The organism is Bacteroidota bacterium (assembly GCA_016720935.1).
Taxonomy (GTDB): Bacteria; Bacteroidota; Bacteroidia; order AKYH767-A; family 2013-40CM-41-45; genus JADKJP01.
In genome coordinates this window covers 1,299,920-1,320,932 of sequence record JADKJP010000006.1, presented here as the reverse complement: position 1 = coordinate 1,320,932, position 21,013 = coordinate 1,299,920, and the positions used below count along the sequence as shown (strand labels likewise).

General features: G+C 40.1%; 20 protein-coding genes. 13 read left to right on the top strand and 7 right to left on the bottom strand.

The features are described 5' to 3' along the window. Positions 1–32 precede the first annotated feature (32 nt). Together truA and IPP86_13615 are read left to right on the top strand one after the other, a co-directional pair. On the top strand, positions 33–779 hold the full coding sequence (gene truA / locus IPP86_13620) for a tRNA pseudouridine(38-40) synthase TruA (protein ID MBL0139549.1): 747 nt from the start codon (positions 33–35) through the stop codon (positions 777–779). After that, complete coding sequence (locus IPP86_13615) at positions 779–2,584, top strand: ABC transporter ATP-binding protein (GenBank protein ID MBL0139548.1); 1,806 nt, start codon at positions 779–781, stop codon at positions 2,582–2,584. The genes truA and IPP86_13615 overlap by 1 nt, the downstream gene beginning before the upstream one ends. Positions 2,585–2,619: 35 nt before the next feature. Here the strand turns inward: IPP86_13615 and IPP86_13610 are convergent, their stop codons facing one another. After that, positions 2,620–3,483 carry a transglutaminase family protein gene (locus IPP86_13610; protein MBL0139547.1) on the bottom strand — a complete coding sequence of 288 codons (864 nt, stop codon included), beginning with the start codon at positions 3,481–3,483 and terminating at the stop codon, positions 2,620–2,622. A 285-nt stretch (positions 3,484–3,768) separates the two neighbouring features. Between IPP86_13610 and IPP86_13605 the strand changes: the two genes are divergently transcribed. Together IPP86_13605 and IPP86_13600 are read left to right on the top strand one after the other, a co-directional pair. Beyond that, positions 3,769–6,741, top strand: coding sequence for an SBBP repeat-containing protein (locus IPP86_13605; GenBank protein ID MBL0139546.1), 2,973 nt, complete (start codon positions 3,769–3,771; stop codon positions 6,739–6,741). A 21-nt stretch (positions 6,742–6,762) separates the two neighbouring features. Beyond that, positions 6,763–8,355, top strand: coding sequence for a choice-of-anchor B family protein (locus IPP86_13600; GenBank protein MBL0139545.1), 1,593 nt, complete (start codon positions 6,763–6,765; stop codon positions 8,353–8,355). 24 nt (positions 8,356–8,379) lie between these two features. Here IPP86_13600 and IPP86_13595 read toward each other — a convergent pair whose 3' ends face one another. Further along, complete coding sequence (locus IPP86_13595; GenBank protein MBL0139544.1) at positions 8,380–9,258, bottom strand: nucleoside phosphorylase; 879 nt, start codon at positions 9,256–9,258, stop codon at positions 8,380–8,382. A 51-nt stretch (positions 9,259–9,309) separates the two neighbouring features. Between IPP86_13595 and IPP86_13590 the strand changes: the two genes are divergently transcribed. Next, positions 9,310–10,179 carry a universal stress protein gene (locus IPP86_13590; GenBank protein ID MBL0139543.1) on the top strand — a complete coding sequence of 290 codons (870 nt, stop codon included), beginning with the start codon at positions 9,310–9,312 and terminating at the stop codon, positions 10,177–10,179. 22 nt (positions 10,180–10,201) lie between these two features. Then, a complete protein-coding gene (locus IPP86_13585) occupies positions 10,202–11,089 on the top strand; it encodes a universal stress protein (protein MBL0139542.1) in 888 nt (295 codons plus the stop codon). An 80-nt stretch (positions 11,090–11,169) separates the two neighbouring features. Here IPP86_13585 and IPP86_13580 read toward each other — a convergent pair whose 3' ends face one another. The 3 genes from IPP86_13580 to IPP86_13570 all read right to left on the bottom strand — a co-directional run bounded on the left by IPP86_13580 (position 11,170) and on the right by IPP86_13570 (position 12,956). Then, entirely contained in the window at positions 11,170–11,895 is a 726-nt protein-coding gene (locus IPP86_13580) for a DUF4197 domain-containing protein (protein ID MBL0139541.1), read from the bottom strand. A 106-nt stretch (positions 11,896–12,001) separates the two neighbouring features. Further along, positions 12,002–12,358, bottom strand: coding sequence for a hypothetical protein (locus IPP86_13575; protein ID MBL0139540.1), 357 nt, complete (start codon positions 12,356–12,358; stop codon positions 12,002–12,004). A 34-nt stretch (positions 12,359–12,392) separates the two neighbouring features. Beyond that, positions 12,393–12,956, bottom strand: coding sequence for a sigma-70 family RNA polymerase sigma factor (locus IPP86_13570; protein MBL0139539.1), 564 nt, complete (start codon positions 12,954–12,956; stop codon positions 12,393–12,395). A gap of 166 nt (positions 12,957–13,122) precedes the next feature. Between IPP86_13570 and IPP86_13565 the strand changes: the two genes are divergently transcribed. Together IPP86_13565 and IPP86_13560 are read left to right on the top strand one after the other, a co-directional pair. Further along, positions 13,123–14,373, top strand: coding sequence for a competence/damage-inducible protein A (locus IPP86_13565; GenBank protein MBL0139538.1), 1,251 nt, complete (start codon positions 13,123–13,125; stop codon positions 14,371–14,373). A 133-nt stretch (positions 14,374–14,506) separates the two neighbouring features. Next, entirely contained in the window at positions 14,507–14,740 is a 234-nt protein-coding gene (locus IPP86_13560; GenBank protein MBL0139537.1) for a 50S ribosomal protein L28, read from the top strand. A gap of 91 nt (positions 14,741–14,831) precedes the next feature. On the opposite strand, the gene IPP86_13555 is transcribed toward IPP86_13560, so the two are convergent. Beyond that, entirely contained in the window at positions 14,832–16,058 is a 1,227-nt protein-coding gene (locus IPP86_13555; protein MBL0139536.1) for a T9SS type A sorting domain-containing protein, read from the bottom strand. 234 nt (positions 16,059–16,292) lie between these two features. Between IPP86_13555 and IPP86_13550 the strand changes: the two genes are divergently transcribed. The 5 genes from IPP86_13550 (at position 16,293) to rimO (ending at position 20,620) form a co-directional block, all read left to right on the top strand. Further along, positions 16,293–17,699, top strand: coding sequence for an aminopeptidase P family protein (locus IPP86_13550; GenBank protein ID MBL0139535.1), 1,407 nt, complete (start codon positions 16,293–16,295; stop codon positions 17,697–17,699). Between the two features lie 115 nt (positions 17,700–17,814). Next, positions 17,815–17,997 carry a 50S ribosomal protein L33 gene (rpmG, locus tag IPP86_13545; GenBank protein ID MBL0139534.1) on the top strand — a complete coding sequence of 61 codons (183 nt, stop codon included), beginning with the start codon at positions 17,815–17,817 and terminating at the stop codon, positions 17,995–17,997. 46 nt (positions 17,998–18,043) lie between these two features. Further along, a complete protein-coding gene (locus tag IPP86_13540; GenBank protein ID MBL0139533.1) occupies positions 18,044–18,199 on the top strand; it encodes a DUF4295 domain-containing protein in 156 nt (51 codons plus the stop codon). A 130-nt stretch (positions 18,200–18,329) separates the two neighbouring features. Continuing rightward, the gene (ftsY, locus tag IPP86_13535) at positions 18,330–19,289 is read left to right on the top strand and encodes a signal recognition particle-docking protein FtsY (protein MBL0139532.1); all 960 of its coding nucleotides are present in this window, start codon (positions 18,330–18,332) and stop codon (positions 19,287–19,289) included. 17 nt (positions 19,290–19,306) lie between these two features. Further along, positions 19,307–20,620 carry a 30S ribosomal protein S12 methylthiotransferase RimO gene (gene rimO / locus IPP86_13530; protein ID MBL0139531.1) on the top strand — a complete coding sequence of 438 codons (1,314 nt, stop codon included), beginning with the start codon at positions 19,307–19,309 and terminating at the stop codon, positions 20,618–20,620. 59 nt (positions 20,621–20,679) lie between these two features. On the opposite strand, the gene IPP86_13525 is transcribed toward rimO, so the two are convergent. After that, a complete protein-coding gene (locus IPP86_13525) occupies positions 20,680–21,003 on the bottom strand; it encodes a hypothetical protein (GenBank protein MBL0139530.1) in 324 nt (107 codons plus the stop codon). Positions 21,004–21,013: the final 10 nt, after the last annotated feature.

Below are 21,013 nucleotides of genomic sequence, written 5' to 3'. Positions count from 1 at the left end.
ATGTACTTTTGCAAACCGGAACAATAAATCACGTGCGTTACTTTCTTCAGCTTTCTTTTGACGGAACCCGTTATCACGGTTGGCAAATACAGAAAAATGCCCATTCGGTTCAGTCTGAATTAAACTCAGCCTTGAGTACAATCATCCGGCAATCTATTGAAACGACCGGTTGTGGAAGAACGGATACAGGAGTGCACGCACGTCAGTTCTTTGTTCATTTTGATATTGAAGCAGAGCTTCAGAGTCCTGATGATTTTGTTCACCAGTTAAACTGTATTCTTTCAAAAGATATCGCCATTCAGAAATTGATTCCTGTTCATTCTGATGCTCATGCCCGCTATGACGCAACAGCAAGAACCTATGAATACAGAATTCATCAAAAGAAAGATCCCTTTCAGAATCAATATTCCGCTTTCTATCCTTACGATCTTGATCTGGATGCAATGAATAAATTGGCTGATGTGTTATTTGAATATTCCGATTTCTCTTGTTTTTCAAAAACAGGGACTCAAAATCTGACAAACATTTGCAAAATAAGTCGTGCCGAATGGACTGTAAAAAAAAATGCGAGCATTTTTACGATCTCTGCAGACAGGTTTCTTAGAAACATGGTAAGAGCGATTGTAGGAACCATGCTGGAAGCCGGCCGGGGTAAGTTGAATGAAGAGCAATTCCGGATGATTTTGGAAAGTAAAGACAGGAAGGAAGCCGGATTTTCAGTTCCTGCTGAAGGATTGGCTTTAATACAAGTGAATTACCCCTACATTTCCAAAGATTAATGTCAAAAACAAATGTAACTGGCAAAGCGTTCGACTTCCCGATCCTGAAAAGAATATACGCTTTTACAAAACCGTATAAACGCGAATTCTGGATCAGTGTTGTTTTAACATTGATGCTTGCAGGAATCTCTCCTGTGAGACCAATACTCGTTCAGTATACCGTAGACCATTTCATTCTTCATCCTGATAAAGAGGGATTGCTCAGAATGACATTACTTATGATAGGACTACTGCTGTTCCAAAGTGTGGTTCACTATTTTCATAGCTACATAACGAATTGGCTGGGCCAGGTCATTATCAAGGATCTTCGTGTTAAATTATTCAATCACATTTCAAGATTAAGATTAAAATATTTTGATCATACTCCGATAGGTACATTGGTCACACGCACCATCAGTGACCTTGAAACTATCGCAGATATTTTCAGTGAAGGACTTATTGTAATTTTAGGGGATCTTTTACAATTGATTGTGATCATCATTGTGATGTTCTTTATTGACTGGAGACTTACTCTGATCAGTTTATCAACGATTCCTTTTCTTTTGCTGGCAACCCGTGTATTCCAGCAAGGTATTAAGGAAGCTTTCCGTGAAGTCAGGACTCAGGTTGCTGCTCTCAATACATTCGTTCAGGAACACATTACAGGAATGAATATTGTTCAGATTTTTAACAGGGAAGAGGAAGAACAAAGACGATTTGAAACCATCAACAGGAAACACATGAAAGCTCACATCAAATCGGTGTGGTATTATTCAATCTTTTTTCCTGTTGTCGAATTACTCACAGCTACATCCATTGGATTGCTTGTGTGGTGGGGATCAAAAGGAACCATCCAGGGAGATGTTTCTCTCGGGAATGTTATCGCCTTTATCATGTACATCAACTTACTTTTTCGTCCAATCCGCGAACTGGCAGATAAGTTCAATACCCTTCAGATGGGCATGGTCAGTAGCGAAAGAGTGTTTAAGGTGTTGGATACACAAGAATTCATTCCGGATCAGGGTACGATAGAAGCCAGGGAACTGCGTGGAAAAATCGAGTTCAGGAATATCTGGTTTTCATATGCTGATCATGCACCGCAGAATTCTACCGGTCACGGAAATATCGCTGATCCGGATTGGATTCTTAAGAACATTTCATTCCGTGTAAATCCGGGTGAAACTTTAGCTCTGGTTGGTGCTACCGGTGCAGGTAAATCTTCCATCATTAACCTTGTTGGCAGGCTATATGATTATCAGAAGGGCGAAATATTTATCGACGATGTGGACATTCGCGATTATTCTCTCGAATCTATCCGTCGAAAAATTGCCATTGTATTGCAGGATGTTTTTTTGTTTTCCGACACCATCGCCAATAACATTTCTCTAAGGGATCAGTCCATTTCTATGGAACAAATTGTTGATGCAGCAAAAGCCGTTGGTGCGCACAGATTCATTGAAAAACTTCCGGGACAATACAATTTTAATGTCATGGAAAGAGGGGCAATGCTCAGTGTAGGACAAAGACAATTGATTTCATTCATACGTGCTTATGTCTTTAATCCAAGAATTCTCATTCTGGATGAAGCAACATCTTCCATTGATTCAGAATCAGAAGAGTTGATTCAGGAAGCTACACGGCAGCTGACTAAAAACAGAACTTCCATTGTCATTGCCCATCGTTTGTCAACCATTCAAAATGCAAACAAAATCATTGTGATGGACAAAGGTGAAATAAAAGAAGAAGGCAATCACCAGGAATTACTAAAACACAATGGATTGTATAAACACTTGTACGAAATCCAATTTTCAGGAATCGGCAAATGAATCAGGAAAGGGTTGTACTGTGGGCTTTATTCCACTTATAAAGTGGCACGCATCAATTGCTGAAGTTCCTCAACTTTATCCATGAATCCCAGTTTATGATAGGAGTTCATCAGGTTCCTAATCAACCGCTGAATCATGTCCTTGCTGGTGCAAGGTTCGTAATAGGCATTTTCCTGTGGAATTTTCAATTGCTGTAAAAATGTATCAATTTCCTTCCGGTTGAAAATATCCCCTTTGCTAAACGGATTGATATAAAAGAGAATTTTAGAGTGATCATTGATAGAAACCGGATCATTCAATTCATCCTTATAGCACAATACAAAATGCTCCGGTAAGTTGACTCCGTATACCGGGACACCTGCACTTCTCGCAATTTCAAGATAGAGGAGGGACAACATCAAAGGGTTACCTTTTCTGGTCTCCAGTGCAATATTAATATAGGAATTTTGCGGAGCATGATAATTCTGAGTGTTTCCGCTAAATCCATGTATGTCAAAAAATATTTTATTCAGAACTTTCACCTGTTCCATTGCCGTGAGGTCATCATTCATTTCCAGCCAGGCGTCTTTTCTCATTTTATCCAGCTGACGCTGAATAAGCTCTTCCTGCAATTCCGGATATTGATAACGGGCAACCAGAATCGCGCCCTTGATCAGTTCCCGGCTTCCGGAATGTGCCCAAACCCGCAACTCATGTTGCAAATCCTCAAACTGAATGCGGTGAATGATGCTTTCAATTCTTTGTTGCATGATAGCGTCCATTGAACTACTCCATGCACTTTCCAGAATTGGAATAACATCCTTTCCATAATGAATCAGTTTATCCTGAATATGTTGAAAAATTTCAGAATCATTGTCATCTAACAATCGAATCAGGGCATCAATTTCGGTCCGGTTCATAATCTAATTTTGTTCTCAGTTTAACTGACCTTTCCGCCAAAAGATACTTTTTAAGGGTCCTAATTTTCAACATTGCGTTGTTGGAAGCTTCACATGCATTTTTTTTAATTTTCTGTAACCTTCTGGGGACAAGGCTTTCAGAGTGGGGAAATCAAAATGTTGATATTTCATGAAAGTGTCATGAAGAGGCAGAATATGCCCCTCTTTGAAAAATTGTTTGTTATCTTTGTGATTATCAAAAGTTCACCATTACCCCCTGACTTTCAAATCATTCATTTATTTAATATGAAACTAAACCGACTACTTATTTCTCTTTCATTGATTTTATTCGCTGGAGGCCTTTCAGCACAATCTCCAACTTTGCTTTGGTCCAATTTTCATACCGGCCTTGGCGACAATTCTGAACGGTTCAACAAAGTGGTACCGGATGGTGCAGGAAATTATGTTGCTGTTGGGTACACCGTAAAACAGGGAAATTATCGTGATTTACTCACCGTAAAATTCAATTCTTCCGGTGATACTCTCTGGTGGCAAACAAAAAACGGAAAGAATAGTTTTGACGATGAAGCAGTCACCGCCGCTGTGGATGCTGCAGGTAATATTTATGTAGCCGGTTGGGGAGATGGCGGAATAACTCAAAATGATATCATTCTTCTAAAATACAACTCTGCAGGCGTACGTCAATGGGATACCACCTGGAATGGTACCAGGTCACTGGATGACATTCCGGTAGACATCGCTGTTGATGGAAGCGGGAACATTATCATAACCGGAAATACTGAACCCGATACTGTATCAGGCAGTAGTGATTACATCACTGTCAAGTTCAATCCAAATGGCGGAGTGGTTTGGCAAAGTCAGTTTTCCCGATCTGCTGTTGCGAACGGTAAAGATGAAGTTGCAAAATTGGGTGTAGATGGAACAGGAGATGTATTTGTCACAGGCCGCTCTTCCAATGGCTCAGATGATGATTATGTAACTCTCAAATATTCCGGGATAGACGGAACGGTTCTTTGGACTCAAATTTATAACAGCGGAAATGGAACTGATCGCGCTACAGGGTTGGTAGTGGATCATACGGGAAGTGTGATTGTGAGTGGTCGTAGCGACAATGGAAATAATGACGATATCCGTACTATCAAATACAATTCATCCGGTACTCTGCAATGGACAAAAGGCTGGAACAGCGCTTACAATCAAAACGATCGCGCGATCGCGATAACTGTGGATGGCTCAGATAATGTATTTGTTTGCGGTCAGACGGATGCCGACAATTCATCAGTAACTGATTATGATTTTTCTACATTGAAATACAATGCATCGGGAGTATTACAATGGTCCCGAATTGCCGGTAGTACTTCACTACAGTACGATATCCCAGCTTCAATCATTACTGATACTAATGGTAATGTAATAATCACCGGAAAATCGGATTTAAATCCGGATCCGCTCATTAATGATTACGATATAATGACCGTGATGTATAATACATCCGGAACCCAGCTTTGGATGAATACATATGCCGGTACAAGAACAAATGGCGGAGATATTGCATATAGTGTCGTTACAGATAACACCAATATTTATGTTGTTGGTGGATCTGACTATATCACCACTCAAAAGGATGCTACCGTTATTAAATATGATAATTCAGGTGCAACAGTATTCGTAAAACATTACAATGGACTTGGTGATTTTTCTGAAAGCGCGAGATCTCTTGTCATTGACAATAATGATCATGCTTATGCCGGCGGATACACTTATCAGGAAGATCACAATCGCGATATTTTCCTCGTGGCTGTCGACAATGCAGGCAACACACTCTGTTCTTTTACTTACAACGGCAGTAAAAGCGATGATGATGAACTGACTGCAGTTGCACAGGATGCAAGTGGAAATGTATATGCGACAGGTTATACGAAATCCACAAATCAGAAAAGTGATTTTTTCACAATGAAATGGAATCCGAATACCTGCGACACCGTTTGGACTCGTATATATAATTTCTCAGCGAATCAGTCTGATAAATCAGAATCCATGGTCGTGGATGCCGCCGGCAATGTGTACATCACCGGTAGAAGTGACAGCGATCTGAATGATACAATTGACAATAATGACATTGTTACCATTAAGTACAATACGAATGGAAACCAGATCTGGCTCCAACGTTACAATGGTATCGGAAACCTCCGGGATGAACCTTCCAAAATTATCCTTGATAACAGTGGAAATGTTATTGTCTGTGGACGAATGGAAAAATTAAATGATGATGATTTTGTCATTCTGAAATACGATCCGATCACAGGAAATCCTGTTTGGGCTTCACCGGCAACTTACAATGGACCGTTTTCAAATGATGATCGTCCGCTTGACATGGTCGTAGATAATAGCAACAATATATTTGTTGCAGGATACAGTCAGACAGGTTCCGGTACTGCTACCGATGATGCGGTTATTGTCGAATTCGATGCCGCAGGAAACCAGGTTAATTTCTTTGGATACGACGGCTTAGGTCTGGGAAATGATGTTGCACAAGTGATCGCGCACGACAACCAGGACAATATCATTGTATCCTTGAAATCAGATGTTGATCCGGATCCACTTCATAGCAATTACAACTACCTCACGATTAAGTTTGATCACAATCTGAGTCAACTCTGGGCGAATCCACCGGAATACAACAGCCCAATTAATGGCGACGATGTTCCAACTGCTATCTACACAAATGCTGTTGGTGATGTATTTGTTACCGGAACTTCTGAAACTGACACCAGTGGAGGAAGAACAAATCACAATTGGGTGACTGTCCGCTACAACGATCAGGGTATTCAAACGTTTGTAGCTGATTATGATGGTCCGGCGAATGGTGATGATTCTCCAAATGCTATCGCATTACGCGGAACCTCAATGTGGCTTTGTGGTTATGTGGAAGCTCCGGGAATCGATCAAAAAGACCTGGCAGTTTTAAGATATGATATTTCAGTTGGCTTGCCTGCGGATATTTCTACATCCGGACTTTCCTTCGTTTATCCAAATCCTTTTTCAAATTCCGCGCTGCTGGTCAATAATCTTTTTGATAACAGCCATTCATGGAACCTGAATGTTACAGACGTTCTTGGAAGAGAAGTGAAAGTAATCAATGGAATTTCTTCAAATTCAGTAGAACTTCAAAAAGAAGAATTTGCAAATGGTATCTATCATTACCAGATCATCTCAGGCTCAAAAATTCTGGATAGTGGTAAATTCATTATTCAGTAAAACTATTTGAAAAGAAAAACCATGTTTAGAAATCGATTCTTGTTCGTATCCATTGCCTGTATTGTTTTTTTCATGCAGGCTCTCAGCGCTCAACCACCCAAAAATCTGAGCCTGCTTTCCACATTATCCTTTCCCGGAACGCTTGCAGGATGCTGGCACTATGAGGATGGACAAGGACACGAATATGCGCTGGTTGGAACCGATGTAGGAGTAACAATTGTGGATGTTACAAATCCGGCAACTCCTACCATCTTATTTCAGCCACCGGGAGTACAAAGTCTGTGGCATGAAGTAAAAGTGCAAGGTGACTATGCTTATGCTGTGAGTGAAGGTGTGGATCCTAACAATACCAATAATGGTTTGCAAATTATCGATCTTCGATACCTTCCGGATAGTATACATTATAAGTTTTATACCGGTGATGGAGCGATCCAGAACATGCTTACCAAAGCGCACACAGTAACAACCGCAGGCAATTATGTTTACATCAATGGTCACAACATTTCATCACTCGGAAATGGAGTGTTAATTTGCGACATCTCTGATCCATGGAATCCGCAATATGTTGGCGCAGTTACATTAAATTATTGTCATGATAGTTATGTCAGAGGTGATACTATCTGGACGAGTGATATACAAGCAGGTCAGTTTTCGGTTTATAATATTTCAAATCGCGCGAATCCGTTGTTGCTCGCTACACAGCAAACTCCCGGACAGTTCAATCACAATACATGGTTAAGTGATGATGGAAATACAATTTTTACTACAGACGAGCGATCCGGTGAACCATTGGCATCATATGATGTGAGTGATCTTTCAAATATTTCCTTTTTGGATGACTATTTCACAACCAATATGCCGGCCAATGAAGTTCATAATGTCAGGGTCTTTAATGATTTTCTTCTTTGCCCAAGTTATGGCAGTGAATTGACCATTGTTGACGCCTTACGTCCCTCCAATTTAATCGAAGTTGGCAACTATACTACCGGCTCTTCTTTGTGCTGGGATGCTGATCCGTATTTTAGTTCCGGAATTGTCGTTGCAACTGATATGAGCAGTGGTACTTTTTATGTGTTTCAACCCACTTACAAAAGAGCCTGCTATCTTGAAGGGAATGTTACAGATAGTATTACCGGTTTGATTATTAACGGTGCGGAAATTTCTATTGTCGGAACCACTGTTCTTCAAAATTCAAATTCAAGCGGTGAATACAAAACCGGTTATACTGATAGTGGAACTTATACTGTAACCTGCACAAAAACAGGATACAATACAAAAACCATAAATGGAGTAAATCTGTCAAATGGAATCCTGACCACTCTTGATTTTCAAATGGTCCCTATTGGAGCAGGTGTAGGAGAGGAGAAACCGAAAAATATATTTAAGCTAAGTCCAAACCCTTGTTCAGACAAACTCAGCATTCATTTTGAAGCAGAATCAATATCAATGGTTCGTCTTCTGAATAGTGCTGGTCAGTTAATAAGTGAAGTATCAAAATCCGGGCAACATTCAGGCAATTTAGAACTCATGGTTGATCAATTACCTGCCGGGCTCTATTTTCTTGAAGCCATCACAGCATCGGGTACTTACAAACAGAAGTTTCAAAAGCTCTGAATTAAAGCTTGAGTCAAAATTTTCTCAAGCTATTTTAGCCAGTCGATCAAGAACAGTCTCGATAAGGTTGTCCATGGTTTCTTCGCCCTTGTGAGTATGTTTATTGTTTATCCGGTTGGCTACAATGGCATTAATGGAACAACAGTGGTGACCAAGAATCTTTGCTAATCCATACATGGCTCCCGTTTCCATTTCAAAATTTGTAATCCGGTGATTTCCATGCCGGAAGCTATTTAAAGTTGGGATAAAATCCTGACGGGCAAGCTCATATCGCAAAACCCGTCCCTGAGGTGCATAAAATCCTGAGCAACTTGCTGTTATTCCTTTAAACATTCCGGTGCTTAATGCCTGATCAAGTTTTGAAGAACATCGTGCTATGTAAGACTGTGGTAAAATTCCATGATTGGGGTAATGCTTTCGGAAAGCATCAACAATATCCTGTTCCTCAGCATCGTTAGGTAATTTATAAAAATTTAAAAGCCCGTCTAAACCCATCCCATAAGCAGAAAAAACAAATCCATCTACAGGAATATCTTCCTGCAATGAACCTGAGGTACCTATTCGAATGAGATTCAATGAGCTGAGCTTTTCTTTGATTGTTCTTTCTTTTAGGTCTATGTTTACAAGGGCGTCGAGTTCATTGTATACAATATCGATATTATCAGTTCCGATACCGGTAGATATAACAGTGATTCTTTTGCCTTTATACAAACCAGTATGAGTTACAAATTCACGTTTCTGTTTCTTAAGTTCAATCTTATCAAAGAATCTGGAAACTAAAGCGACCCTGTCAGGATCTCCTACATTAATGATTGTGTCAGAGATATCTTGCGGTAGCAAGTTGAGATGATAAACACTAAAATCCGGATTGAGGATAAGTTCTGATTCTGGTATTTTGCTCATGTTAATGATTCCGTTAAATTTGCTCACAATAATAAAACATATTTCCTGTATATGGCGAGTTTCAGAAACCACATTCTTGTACCAATTGATTTTTCTGAACAATCCTACATTGCTCTGGGGCAATCTTATAACCTGGCCCGTTTGACAAAAGCAGATATTACCCTCATTAACATTGTGGAGGATAGCTTTCATCTGCCGTTTTTTCAAAAAAAGGAGGATAAATCCTTAGAAAAGAAAATCCTCAAAGAACTTGATAAACTTGCCCACGAAACAACCGAAAAGATTGGTATTCGGGTATTCACTATGGTTGTTAAAGGAAAGGTCTATGAAGAAATCCAAAAGGCCGCAAAGAAACTAAAGTGTTCCTTCATTGTCATGGGAACCAATGGAAGCGTGGGTTTGAAAAAATTTATCGGTTCGAATGCACTGCGTGTAATCCGGGAATCTCCTTGTCCGGTGATTACTATCAAAGGGAAAAAACACCGTCCCGGTTGTAAGAATATTGTGGTACCTCTTGATCTTTCTAAGGAGACCAAAGAGAAAGTAAAAAATGCAATCGAATTTGCACAGCTGTTTGGCTCTGTAATACATCTGGTTACAGTACTTAATACTGATGATGAATTTATTGTCAATAAGCTCAAACGTCAGATGCAGCAAGTCTTCCAATACGTAGAATCCCAACAAACTCCATGTACCATGGAATTTCTGCATGGAGACGACATTGCTGAAGAAGTTATATCCTATTCAAAGAAAATAAAAGCGGATCTTGTCATGATCATGACGCAGGAAGAATTGACCTGGTCAGACATCATGTTTATCAGTTCATCCGCACAGGAAATCATCAATGGTACCGATATCCCTGTGATCAGTATCAAACCAAAAGAAAAGAAAGACCTCACCATATCCGCCTTTGAATACTAATTTTACCTAAACAGTATTAGCCATGAACAAAAAATTCCTGATCAAAAAGATTCTGATACCTTTTGATTTTTCGGAAACAGCTGAGCTGGCCCTGGAGCATGCCGTCTTCATGGCAAAATTGCACAAAGCTGATCTGCATCTCCTGCACGTGATTGAATCTTATTCATTCACCAGTGCCATCAGCAACGCCTTTAGTAAATCCCAATCTGATTTCGAGTCCAAAATTGAATCTTCTGCGAACGAAAAGTTGAAACAACTTTCTGAAAAACTACACCATGATAGCGGTATGGCAGTTTATTTCCGGACGGAGATGGGAAATATCTACAAGAAAATTGTAAACATCTCTGAAGAACTGGAAATTGATATCATCATCATGGGAACTCATGGTGTCAGCGGATTCCAGGAATTCCTTATCGGAAGCAATACTTATCGAGTTGTGATGAGTGCTCCTTGTCCGGTTATTTCAGTTCAGACACATGCCAAGAAAATTGGTTTTAAGGATATCATTTTACCCATCGACAATTCTCCTTCCAGCCGCCAGAAAGTTAAGCAGGCAGCTGAAATCGCCAAGCATTATAATTCAGTGATCCACATCACCGGAATTATGACCATGTCTGACATTGACATGCAGCGTAAGTTTGAAGTGAAAATTCATCAGGTAAGAGATTATTTTGAAGAACATGAAATTCCACATACTGTAAAAATCTTTAAGGGAGATAATACCGCTTCTATCACCATTGATTACGCTACACAAGTTAATGCTGATCTGATCATCATCATGACTGATCAGGAAAGCAGTGGTTTATTCATGGGTAATTTTGCTCAACAGGTGATCAATCACTCCAAGATACCTGTAATGAGTGTTCGTCCTTCAGAAGGTGATCCTGATAAGATTTCAATTGGTTATTAATCCTATCTCAAATAAAAATCCCCATCGGACTTCCGGTGGGGATTTTTTTTGAATCGAAGAATCTGTGTGACTCCGTTTTATTATTTACTTCCGAAAACTTTTTGTAACAATGCTGTTACCCTGGCTGCAGGGTCCTTACGGATTTTCGTTTCTTCCTGGGCTACCAGATAAAACAAACCATGCAAAGCGCGCTGTGTAATGTATGCATCCAGATCCGGATTCATCTTTGTTACAAAGGGAAGCTTGTTATAAGTTGTAATGAGAGGATTCCAGTACCTGGTAACATCTACTTTTTGTACAGCGGAATGTACTACGGGTCTGAAGCTCGCATCCAATTGTGAAGCTGTTTTTTTACGTAAATAACCGGTAGCGGCTGTATCCGCACCACGTAAAATATTCAAACCATCAGTGATCGTCATCCCTTTTACCGCGTTAAAAAATACAGGAGCGGCTTGTTTGGCAGCTTCTTCGGCCGCGCGGTTCACGGTGAGAATAAATTCATCCACCTGTTTATTCATTCCCAATGACCTGAGTTTGGATTCCACAGCGGCCGCTTCAGGAGGGAAGGGAATTTTGATGACGGGATGTTTGAAAAAACCGTCTACTTTGGATGCGGAACCGGAGGCATTCTTGCTTCCGTATTGTAAAGCTTCCTTCAAACCATCGATGATTTCCTGATTCGTAAGCGGCTTCCCGGAATTGATCGATTTATCAATGTCCTTTCCAATTTTATTAAAATCAACCTGAGAGCAGGAAAGAACCGGAATCAGGATAAGAATGGAGAATAATAATTTTACAGTACGCATAAAGACCGGATTAAGTTTGTTGGTTCAGAGAAATACAAAGATGGGGCCAAATTCCATAAAAGAAAAGGGTACGGTTGCTTCCGTACCCTTTTCTTTGTCTTCATGATTATGAATCTGTAGCTTTTTCCGGTGGAGGAGGAGTGCTTCCAAATTTATCTCCCGACCAGTTGCAACGTTGTTTCCACAACATCCGCATTCGTTCCCGTTCTTCAGGTGTCATTTTCTCCATTTTCTCCTTCCACTGAGCGCCTTTCCAGCCGTGTCGTCCACCTTTCATCCCGCAAAAACCGCGGAACAAAATCCGGCTGAGAACAAGCAGTCCGATAGCCTGGAAAAATGTTATGAATGGACCATGGAACAACACAGGAACAAGCCAGTTCCATAATCCCATGACCAGCAACCCAAATAACAAAAAGCCTGCTATCACAAAGAATCCGATTTTAAGTATCCAGAATTTTTTCATCGTTTTTTTTTAATTTTTTTTTTCTTTCCTGAAATCAGGAGTTAATAATTTCATCATACAAACCCTGCAGGCGCTCCCTAAGATGGAGAATCGCATACCTTTTTCTCGACAAGAGTGTATTTAATGAGAGACCGGTTGTCTCCACCATTTCATTGAACGTAATTCCTTCAAGCTCGTGCTTGATAAATACTTCACGTTGTTCAGCGGGTAATTCTTCCAATGCCTGTTCTACAGCGTCCCAAATGAGTGCCTGATCGAATTCCATATCCGGACTTAAAGACGAAGACCGAATAAGATCCTGAAGAAAAAGCTGATCGTCATCATCCTGACTTCTGAATTTCAATTGATCTTCGAGCAAGTCCGGACGTTTCTTCCGGTATTGATCCGTGATTTTATTTCTTGCAACACGATACATCCATGCGGCAATTTTTTCAATCGGCTGCATCATACGGTATGCAGTGGTCAGTTCAAACAAAACATCCTGAAAAATATCTTCGGCATCTTCCGGTTCCCGTACGCGGTTCCGGATGAAATCAAATAGCTTCTTCCCATTCTGTTGAATGACGTCCCGGATGGAATCATCTTGCTCCTTGATCATAGGGAAAGCGAATGTTCGGGTTTGTGTCATATGTTAAAGCTGACGCATACACCCGGGTAAATATTTTACAAGAATAAAAAAACTCTGTGAGGCCTTTCAAACTATCTTCGTGTCCGAAAACGGGTCACCTATAGAACCCCTAAATTCCACTGAATTATTCATTCTTATGAAATTAGCTGAAATTATAACCATCGGGGATGAACTGTTGATCGGGCAGGTCATTGACACGAATAGTGCCTGGATGGGTCAGAAACTCAACTCAATAGGAGTTAAGGTGAAGCAAATCACTTCAGTAAGCGATGATGCGGAACATATCATTGCAGCATTGAATGAAGCACGGAAAAGGGCCGACTTGATTTTTATCACTGGTGGCCTGGGTCCAACCAAGGACGATATTACAAAGATAACACTGTGCAGGTATTTTAACAGCTCGCTTCGATTTGACGAAAAATCATTCGAAGTGATCACGGAAATATTCAAAGCAAGGGGCAGGGGAGTTACCGATACCAACAGGAAACAGGCTGAGGTGCCTTCAAACTGTGAAGTTCTTCTAAACAAATGGGGAACAGCACCCGGAATGTGGTTTGATGACGAGGGAAAAGTATTTGTATCAATGCCGGGTGTTCCTTATGAAATGAAAGGAATCATGGAGAACGAAGTTCTTCCTCGCCTCATTAACAGATTTAAATTACCGCCTATTCAACACCGTACAATACTTACTCAGGGTATTGGAGAATCAAATTTATCTGACTTGATTTCGTCCTGGGAAGATAAGCTTCCACCATATATGAAACTGGCTTATCTTCCTTCACCCGGAATGGTTCGACTTCGTATTTCAGCAAACGGAACAAACGAATCTGCATTACGTTCTGAAATGGAAAGTGAAGTCAAAAAATTAATTTCAATTGCGGGTGAATACATTTATGGCTTCGAAGAGGAAAAGCTGGAATCCATCATTGGAGAACTGCTTCGTCAACAAGGCAAAACACTCTCTACTGCCGAAAGTTGCACCGGAGGATATATTGCACATAAGATTACTACGATTCCCGGAAGTTCGGATTATTATATCGGCTCTGTGATTGCATATGCAAACAGAATCAAAGAGAAATTTCTCGATGTTGATCCAAATATCTTTGAAGTTCATGGCGCCGTAAGTGAACAGGCAGTCAAAGCAATGGCTGCTCATGTTAAAGAAAAATTTGGAACTGATTACTCAATTGCCTGTTCAGGAATCGCCGGTCCGGGAGGGGGAACCGAGGAAAAACCAGTGGGTACAGTCTGGCTCGCACTCGCAACCCCGGAACAGGTTATCACCCGAAAATTTCTTTTGGGTCGGGTCAGAGAACGTGTCATTATGGAAGCAAGTCAGCATGCCTTAAATTTGCTTCGAAAAGCGCTTGTTGGTATAAAAATATGACTTTCAGCGTATTAATCGAATTTTAAGTTAAATTTCCGGGAGTTTTCAACAATGAAATCATGAAAAATCAATCAAAAAAGCTTGATCATTAAAAAATAATAGTATCTTTGCGCCTCTTAAAAAATTAAGTCCCATGGCACGCATTTGTGATCTGACAGGAAAAAAAGCAATGACGGGAAACAGTGTTTCCTTCTCAAATAAAAAGACAAAAAGAAAGTTCAACCCGAACCTGCATGTAAAACGTTTTTATGTGCCTGAATTGGGTGAGTGGATCTCATTGAAGGTTTCTACTTCTGCGCTTCGTACCATTGATAAAATTGGTATCAGTGCTGCTATTGAGAAAGCTATTAAAAAAGGTAAAATCTAATTCTACATAAAGCTTTAAAAAGAAAGCCGGTTTCTCATAGGGAAACCGGCTTTCTTTTTAGATATAATTTGATACTAGTCAATCATCGGAATTACTGTTTGATAAAGCGACTATCCATCACTTCACCCTTACCGGTGATCAACTCTACAAAATACAATCCTCCGGACAAAGAGTGAATATCTATCAATTGCTTTGCATCATCCAGTTTTTGCATCATCACCATTTTACCGGCGCTGTCATAAATACGAATATGATCAAGTTTTTTACCGGCCATTTCCTGTCCAATGTGGATTGAATGATTGGCCGGATTCGGATACAAACCAAAGTCCTGATCATGGCTGATATTTCCGGTTGAAAGCAATGCTCCATTACTCAATTTCCAGAAATCATTAAACATCGGAGCGAATGTATTTGTCTGTCCACCAACACCAATATAAATATCATCATTCAACAGAAAGCCGCTTGCATATCCTCTTGGATAACCAGGGAATGTTCCTTCAAGTGTCCAGGCATCTTGTTGTTGATCATATCGGTAAAACATGTTTAAAGGATTATGCGTGATCCCAGCGCTTTGGTAATAATAACCACACAATACAAAACCACTGGTAGTGGAAGAATAAGTACATGGCTCAACAACATATGGGATTGGGAAATCCGCTTTTTGTGCCCAGGTGTCGGTGCCCGGATCATATTCATAAAAATCACGGAAATTACTTGTTGAATTGGTGTTATTTCCTAAACCAATATATCCTTTTGACCCGATAGAAAAGGCCGCACTTCCATTTCTCGCCGGTCCCGGAAAGCTTGCTTTGGCAGTCCAGTTGTCCATCACAGGATCGTATTCATAAAAGTCAGTAAAACTATTTCCTCCCGCATAGCCTGTTCCAACATACCCCTTTCCTCCAACACTGAATCCCGCTGCGCTTTCACGAAGTCCTCCGGGGAAATTTGTTTTTGCCGTCCATGTGTTTCCTGTAGCATCATACTCCCATAATTGAGCAGATGGAGCCCCGGTTGAACCGGTACATATATAGGCTTTCCCGGCTATAACAAATGTTACACAACCAAAACGTCCTGTTGTAGGGAAGTCGGCCTTTTGTGACCATGTGTTAGAGATGGGATCATATGCATACAAATCTGTTTCACCTTGACCTGTCCCAAGCAATCCAAGTCCGGTATATCCTAATCCATTAATAGAAAAAGAAACAGCTCCTCTCCTTGGTGTGCCCGGGAAATCAGGAATTTGAAGCCAACTCAATTGAGCCATTGACAGTAACGAGCAACAGATTAAAATGCCAAACAGAGTAAATTTTTTCATAGTGGATCTGATTTTGAACAAATTAAATCAAAATTCAGCACAAATTCCATCTGTGTAATCAAAAAAGCAAGAATAAGATGTTAAATTTCACAGAGTTCTGAAGCCGGAGAAACCAGGCAATTTCAATTTGCCGGTCGTTTAAAGGATAATTTTGCCTGAAAATATCAGATATTTACATAGTCCTTTAGATTGGCTGATACCTCAAACTGTCATGATATTAAATTGAATCAAATTATGAGAAAATTTATTTCAAACATATTTGTTTTTGTTTTCTTCCCTGTGATCAATTTAATCGGACAGACTTCTTCATTTCCGACTTACGATAATGATTTGCTTCCTGCTGATTTCTTCAAAGGAAGGAGGGAAGCTGTCAGAGAAAATATGACTGATTCTTCCATGTGTATTTTATTTGCTGCCCCTGAAAGAAATCGTTCGAACGATGTAGATTATACTTTTCATCAGGACCCTAATTTTTATTACCTGACGGGAATTACAGAGGCAAATGCCGTTCTTATTTTATTTAAAAATACCCAACTTCTATATGGAGAAAAAACCAACGAACTTTTATTTATTCCCGAAAAAGTTCAACAAAAAGAAATATGGAATGGAAGAAATGCAGGCAGTTCAGATGCAAGTAGAATCTCGGGGATTCAATTTGTAAAAACAACCTCCGAATTTCAGAATTTACCTATTCCTTATGCCTCAATGCAAAGAATTTTCCGTTTACGTTTTCCAAAAGGAATGACGGATGATAAAAAATCGGAAACTGATTTGTACAGTCTGGTAGAACAATTCAAATTGAATTCAGGTTTTCCAAATTCATTGGATGATGATTTTAAACTGGCTAAAGTTCTTGCTGGACTTCGCGCCATCAAACAAAAAGAAGAAATCAGGTTAATTCAAAAAGCAATTTCCATCACTTGCGATGGTCACCGGGAAATGATGCATGCCCTGGAACCGGATTTTTCAGAATTCAGTATTCAGGCTGTTGGTGAATATATTTTCAAATCCTCAGGTGCTGAAGCTGTAGGCTATCCAAGTATCTGCGGAGGAGGAGAAAATTCCTGTATCCTCCATTATGAATCAAATCGAAAGCCACTCAAAGCAGGAGAACTAGTGCTGTTGGATATGGGAGCCGAATACCATGGTTATTCAGCAGATGTGACAAGGACCTTGCCTGTGAATGGAAAATTTACCGAACCACAAAAGCTGATTTATGATCTGGTCTACCGTGCGCAGGAGGATGCTTTCCTGGCTTGCCGACCCGGAAACAAATTCAGAGATCCGCACATCAAAGCAATGCATGTAATTTCGGAAGGCCTCATTCAACTTGGAATTATTTCTGGTGCGGATGAAGCAGGAAAATACTTCATGCACAATACTTCCCATTACCTGGGTCTGGATGTCCATGATGTGGGTCCTTATTCAGAACTGACCCCTGGAAATCTGATCACCATTGAACCCGGAATTTACATCCCGGAAGGTAGTCCTTGTGATCCCAAATGGTGGAATATAGGGGTACGACTGGAAGAAGACGTACTTATCACTGAAGCTGAACCGAATATCCTTTCAGGAAATCTACCCCGAAAATGGCAGGATGTGGAGAAAGAAATGCAGCAAAAGTCCTTTTTTAACAAATAATGGCTGAAAACATCCTGTTTTCTGGCTAATAAATTTGGAATCAGTAGATATTTTGGTATATTTGCAGCCCTCGAAAATAGGTCTGTGACCTGCCCATTAAAAAAACCGAATTATCATGGCAAAGAAAGGTAACCGCGTACAAGTTATCATGGAATGTACCGAACACAAGGCAAGCGGAATGCCTGGTACTTCACGCTATATCACCACAAAAAACAAAAAGAACACGACTGAACGTCTCGAGTTGAAAAAATTCAACCCGATTCTCAAGAAAATGACCGTTCACAAAGAGATCAAATAATTCCTGATCCTTAACAGTTCTTCCAAAACATCAAATAATTTAAGTCATGGCAAAGAAAGTAGTTGCAACCCTTAAATCCGGAAAAGGAAAAGAGTTCTCCAAAGTGATCAAGATGATCAAAAATCCTCAAACAGGTGCTTACCAGTTTAAGGAAGAAGTTGTTCATAACGACCACGTAAAAGATTTTCTGAAAGAGAAATAATCTGTTGCATCAATAATATTTATTGAGCTTCTTTCCTATTGAAAGAAGCTTTTTTTATTTAAAAGAATGTTTAGCTGTAATGCTCTTTGCATTCATTTTTATAAGTAAAGTATAAGGAGGTAATATACTTATGGGTTTATTTAATTTCTTCTCAAAGGAAAAAAAAGAAAGTCTTGATAAAGGACTGGAAAAGACAAAAACCAGCTTGTTTTCAAGACTGGCAAAAGCGGTTGTTGGTAAATCAACAGTGGATTCAGAAGTACTGGATAACCTCGAAGAAATCCTGGTGTCATCCGATATCGGTGTAAACACCACACTTAAAATAATTCAACGATTGGAAGCTCGTGTTTCAAAAGATAAATACGTTGGCACTGATGAACTGAATAATTTACTAAAGGATGAAATTGCCGGACTCTTAGCCGAAAATAATACTCTCGACGCGACAGATTTTGTTATTCCTGAACACAATGGACTTCCACATGTCATAATGGTCGTTGGTGTAAACGGAGTTGGAAAAACAACCTCCATTGGAAAACTCGCCTATCAATTCAAGAAGTCTGGAAAAAAAGTAATGCTTGGTGCCGCGGATACCTTCAGAGCCGCCGCAGTTGATCAATTGGATATCTGGAGCAAACGAGTGGATGTTCCCATCATCAAACAGGCAATGGGTTCAGATCCCGCCTCCGTTGCATTTGATGCTGTGCAGTCGGCTGTTGCACAAAAGATGGATGTAGTGATCATTGATACTGCCGGACGACTTCACAACAAGATCAACCTGATGAATGAATTGTCAAAGATCAAACGTGTGATGCAGAAGGTAATACCTGATGCACCTCATGAAATTCTACTTGTACTGGATGCTTCTACCGGCCAAAATGCGATTGAACAAGCCCGTCAATTCACCAAAGCAACAGATGTCAACGCGCTTGCTCTCACAAAACTCGATGGTACAGCCAAAGGCGGTGTGGTCATTGGAATTTCAGATGAATTCAAAATCCCTGTGAAATACATTGGGGTAGGAGAAAAAATGGAAGATCTTCAGGTCTTTAACAAGAGTGAATTTGTTGATTCCCTTTTTAGTGAAAAGTAAATTCATGCATCTTTAGAATGAAAACAAAAACACTAAAAAAAAATAAGGTAAACGTCATCACCCTCGGTTGCTCCAAGAATATTTATGATTCTGAAGTACTGATGGGACAGTTGAAAGCTAACAAATTCGATGTTACTCACGAATCCACTGATGATGATGCTTCCATAGTCATCATCAATACCTGTGGCTTTATTGACAATGCAAAACAGGAGAGCATTGACACAATTCTTCAATTCGCGCACGCCAAGCAGAATGGAAAAATTGACAAGCTTATTGTTACCGGTTGCCTGAGCGAACGATACAAACCTGAACTGGAAAAAGAAATTAGCCAGGTCGATGATTTTTTTGGAACAAGTGATCTTCCTAAGCTTCTAAAATCACTTGGCGCAGATTACAAACATGAACTGGTAGGTGAGCGGATGCTTACAACACCACAGCAATACGCTTATCTCAAGATTTCTGAAGGCTGTGACCGACCATGTTCATTTTGTGCTATCCCACTCATGCGCGGGAAACATCTTTCTGTTCCGGAAAATGAATTGGTGTCCCAGGCAAAATTGCTTGCCGCCAAAGGCACAAAGGAATTGATCCTCATTGCACAGGATCTTACTTTTTATGGTCTTGATATTCACGGAAAACGTACTCTGGCCGATTTGCTCAGGAAACTGTCCGATGTGAGTGGAATTGAATGGTTGCGTTTACATTATGCCTATCCTTCCGGATTTCCGATGGATGTTTTAGATGTAATGAATGAACGTGAGAATATCTGCAAGTATCTTGATATGCCATTGCAGCATATCAGTGACCGAATGCTCAAAAGCATGCGAAGAGGTATTACCCGGGATAAATCTATTCAGCTTGTGGACTCCATCCGGGAGAAAGTTCCCGGTATCGCTTTGCGTACAACTCTGATAGCAGGGTACCCTGGCGAAACGGAAGAGGACTACGCCGAAATGAGAGATTGGGTTGAGAAAACAAGATTTGACAGACTTGGGATTTTCACTTATTCACACGAAGAAAACACACATGCATTCGAATTGAATGACGATGTTCCGACGGAAGTGAAGAAAGAAAGGGCAGAAGGCATCATGGATATTCAACAGGTAATTTCCCGTGAACTCAATGAACAGAAAATTGGTTCTACTTTCCGGGTTTTATTTGATCGAAAAGAAGGAAATTACTTTGTGGGTCGGTCAGAATTCGATTCTCCGGAAGTGGACAATGAAATTCTTGTAAATGCAGCTGAGCATTATATTCGAATCGGAGATTTCGCGAATGTAAAAATCACCAGCGCTCAGGAATTTGATTTGTATGGTGAAGTTGTAAGTTGAGGATGATTTACAAGCTTTAAAATAAAATACCCCTTTGAGGCGAGAGTCCAACCCAAAAATCAAAGTACAACCGGATCAATATAACAGGGACTTTTCAGAATTTCTTCCTCTGTATCATCCTCGTAAACAACTTTTATTCTGACCCGGCTTCCTTTTTCATAGTTCTTAATTATCACTGATTTTTTATCCTCAGATAATTTTCCCTGAACAGGAAGAAAACTTTTATCGTACAAAATCCTTTTGATTTCTTTTGCAGGCCTTGGTAACGAAATCTGATAGTCCTGAACTTGCTTAGTAACAGTACTGTCAGGCACAGCGCCTGATATCGTCTGTAATCCACCCAAATAAAAAATAAACAAAAGCACCACAGGGACTTTTAGCATTTCTGTTTTA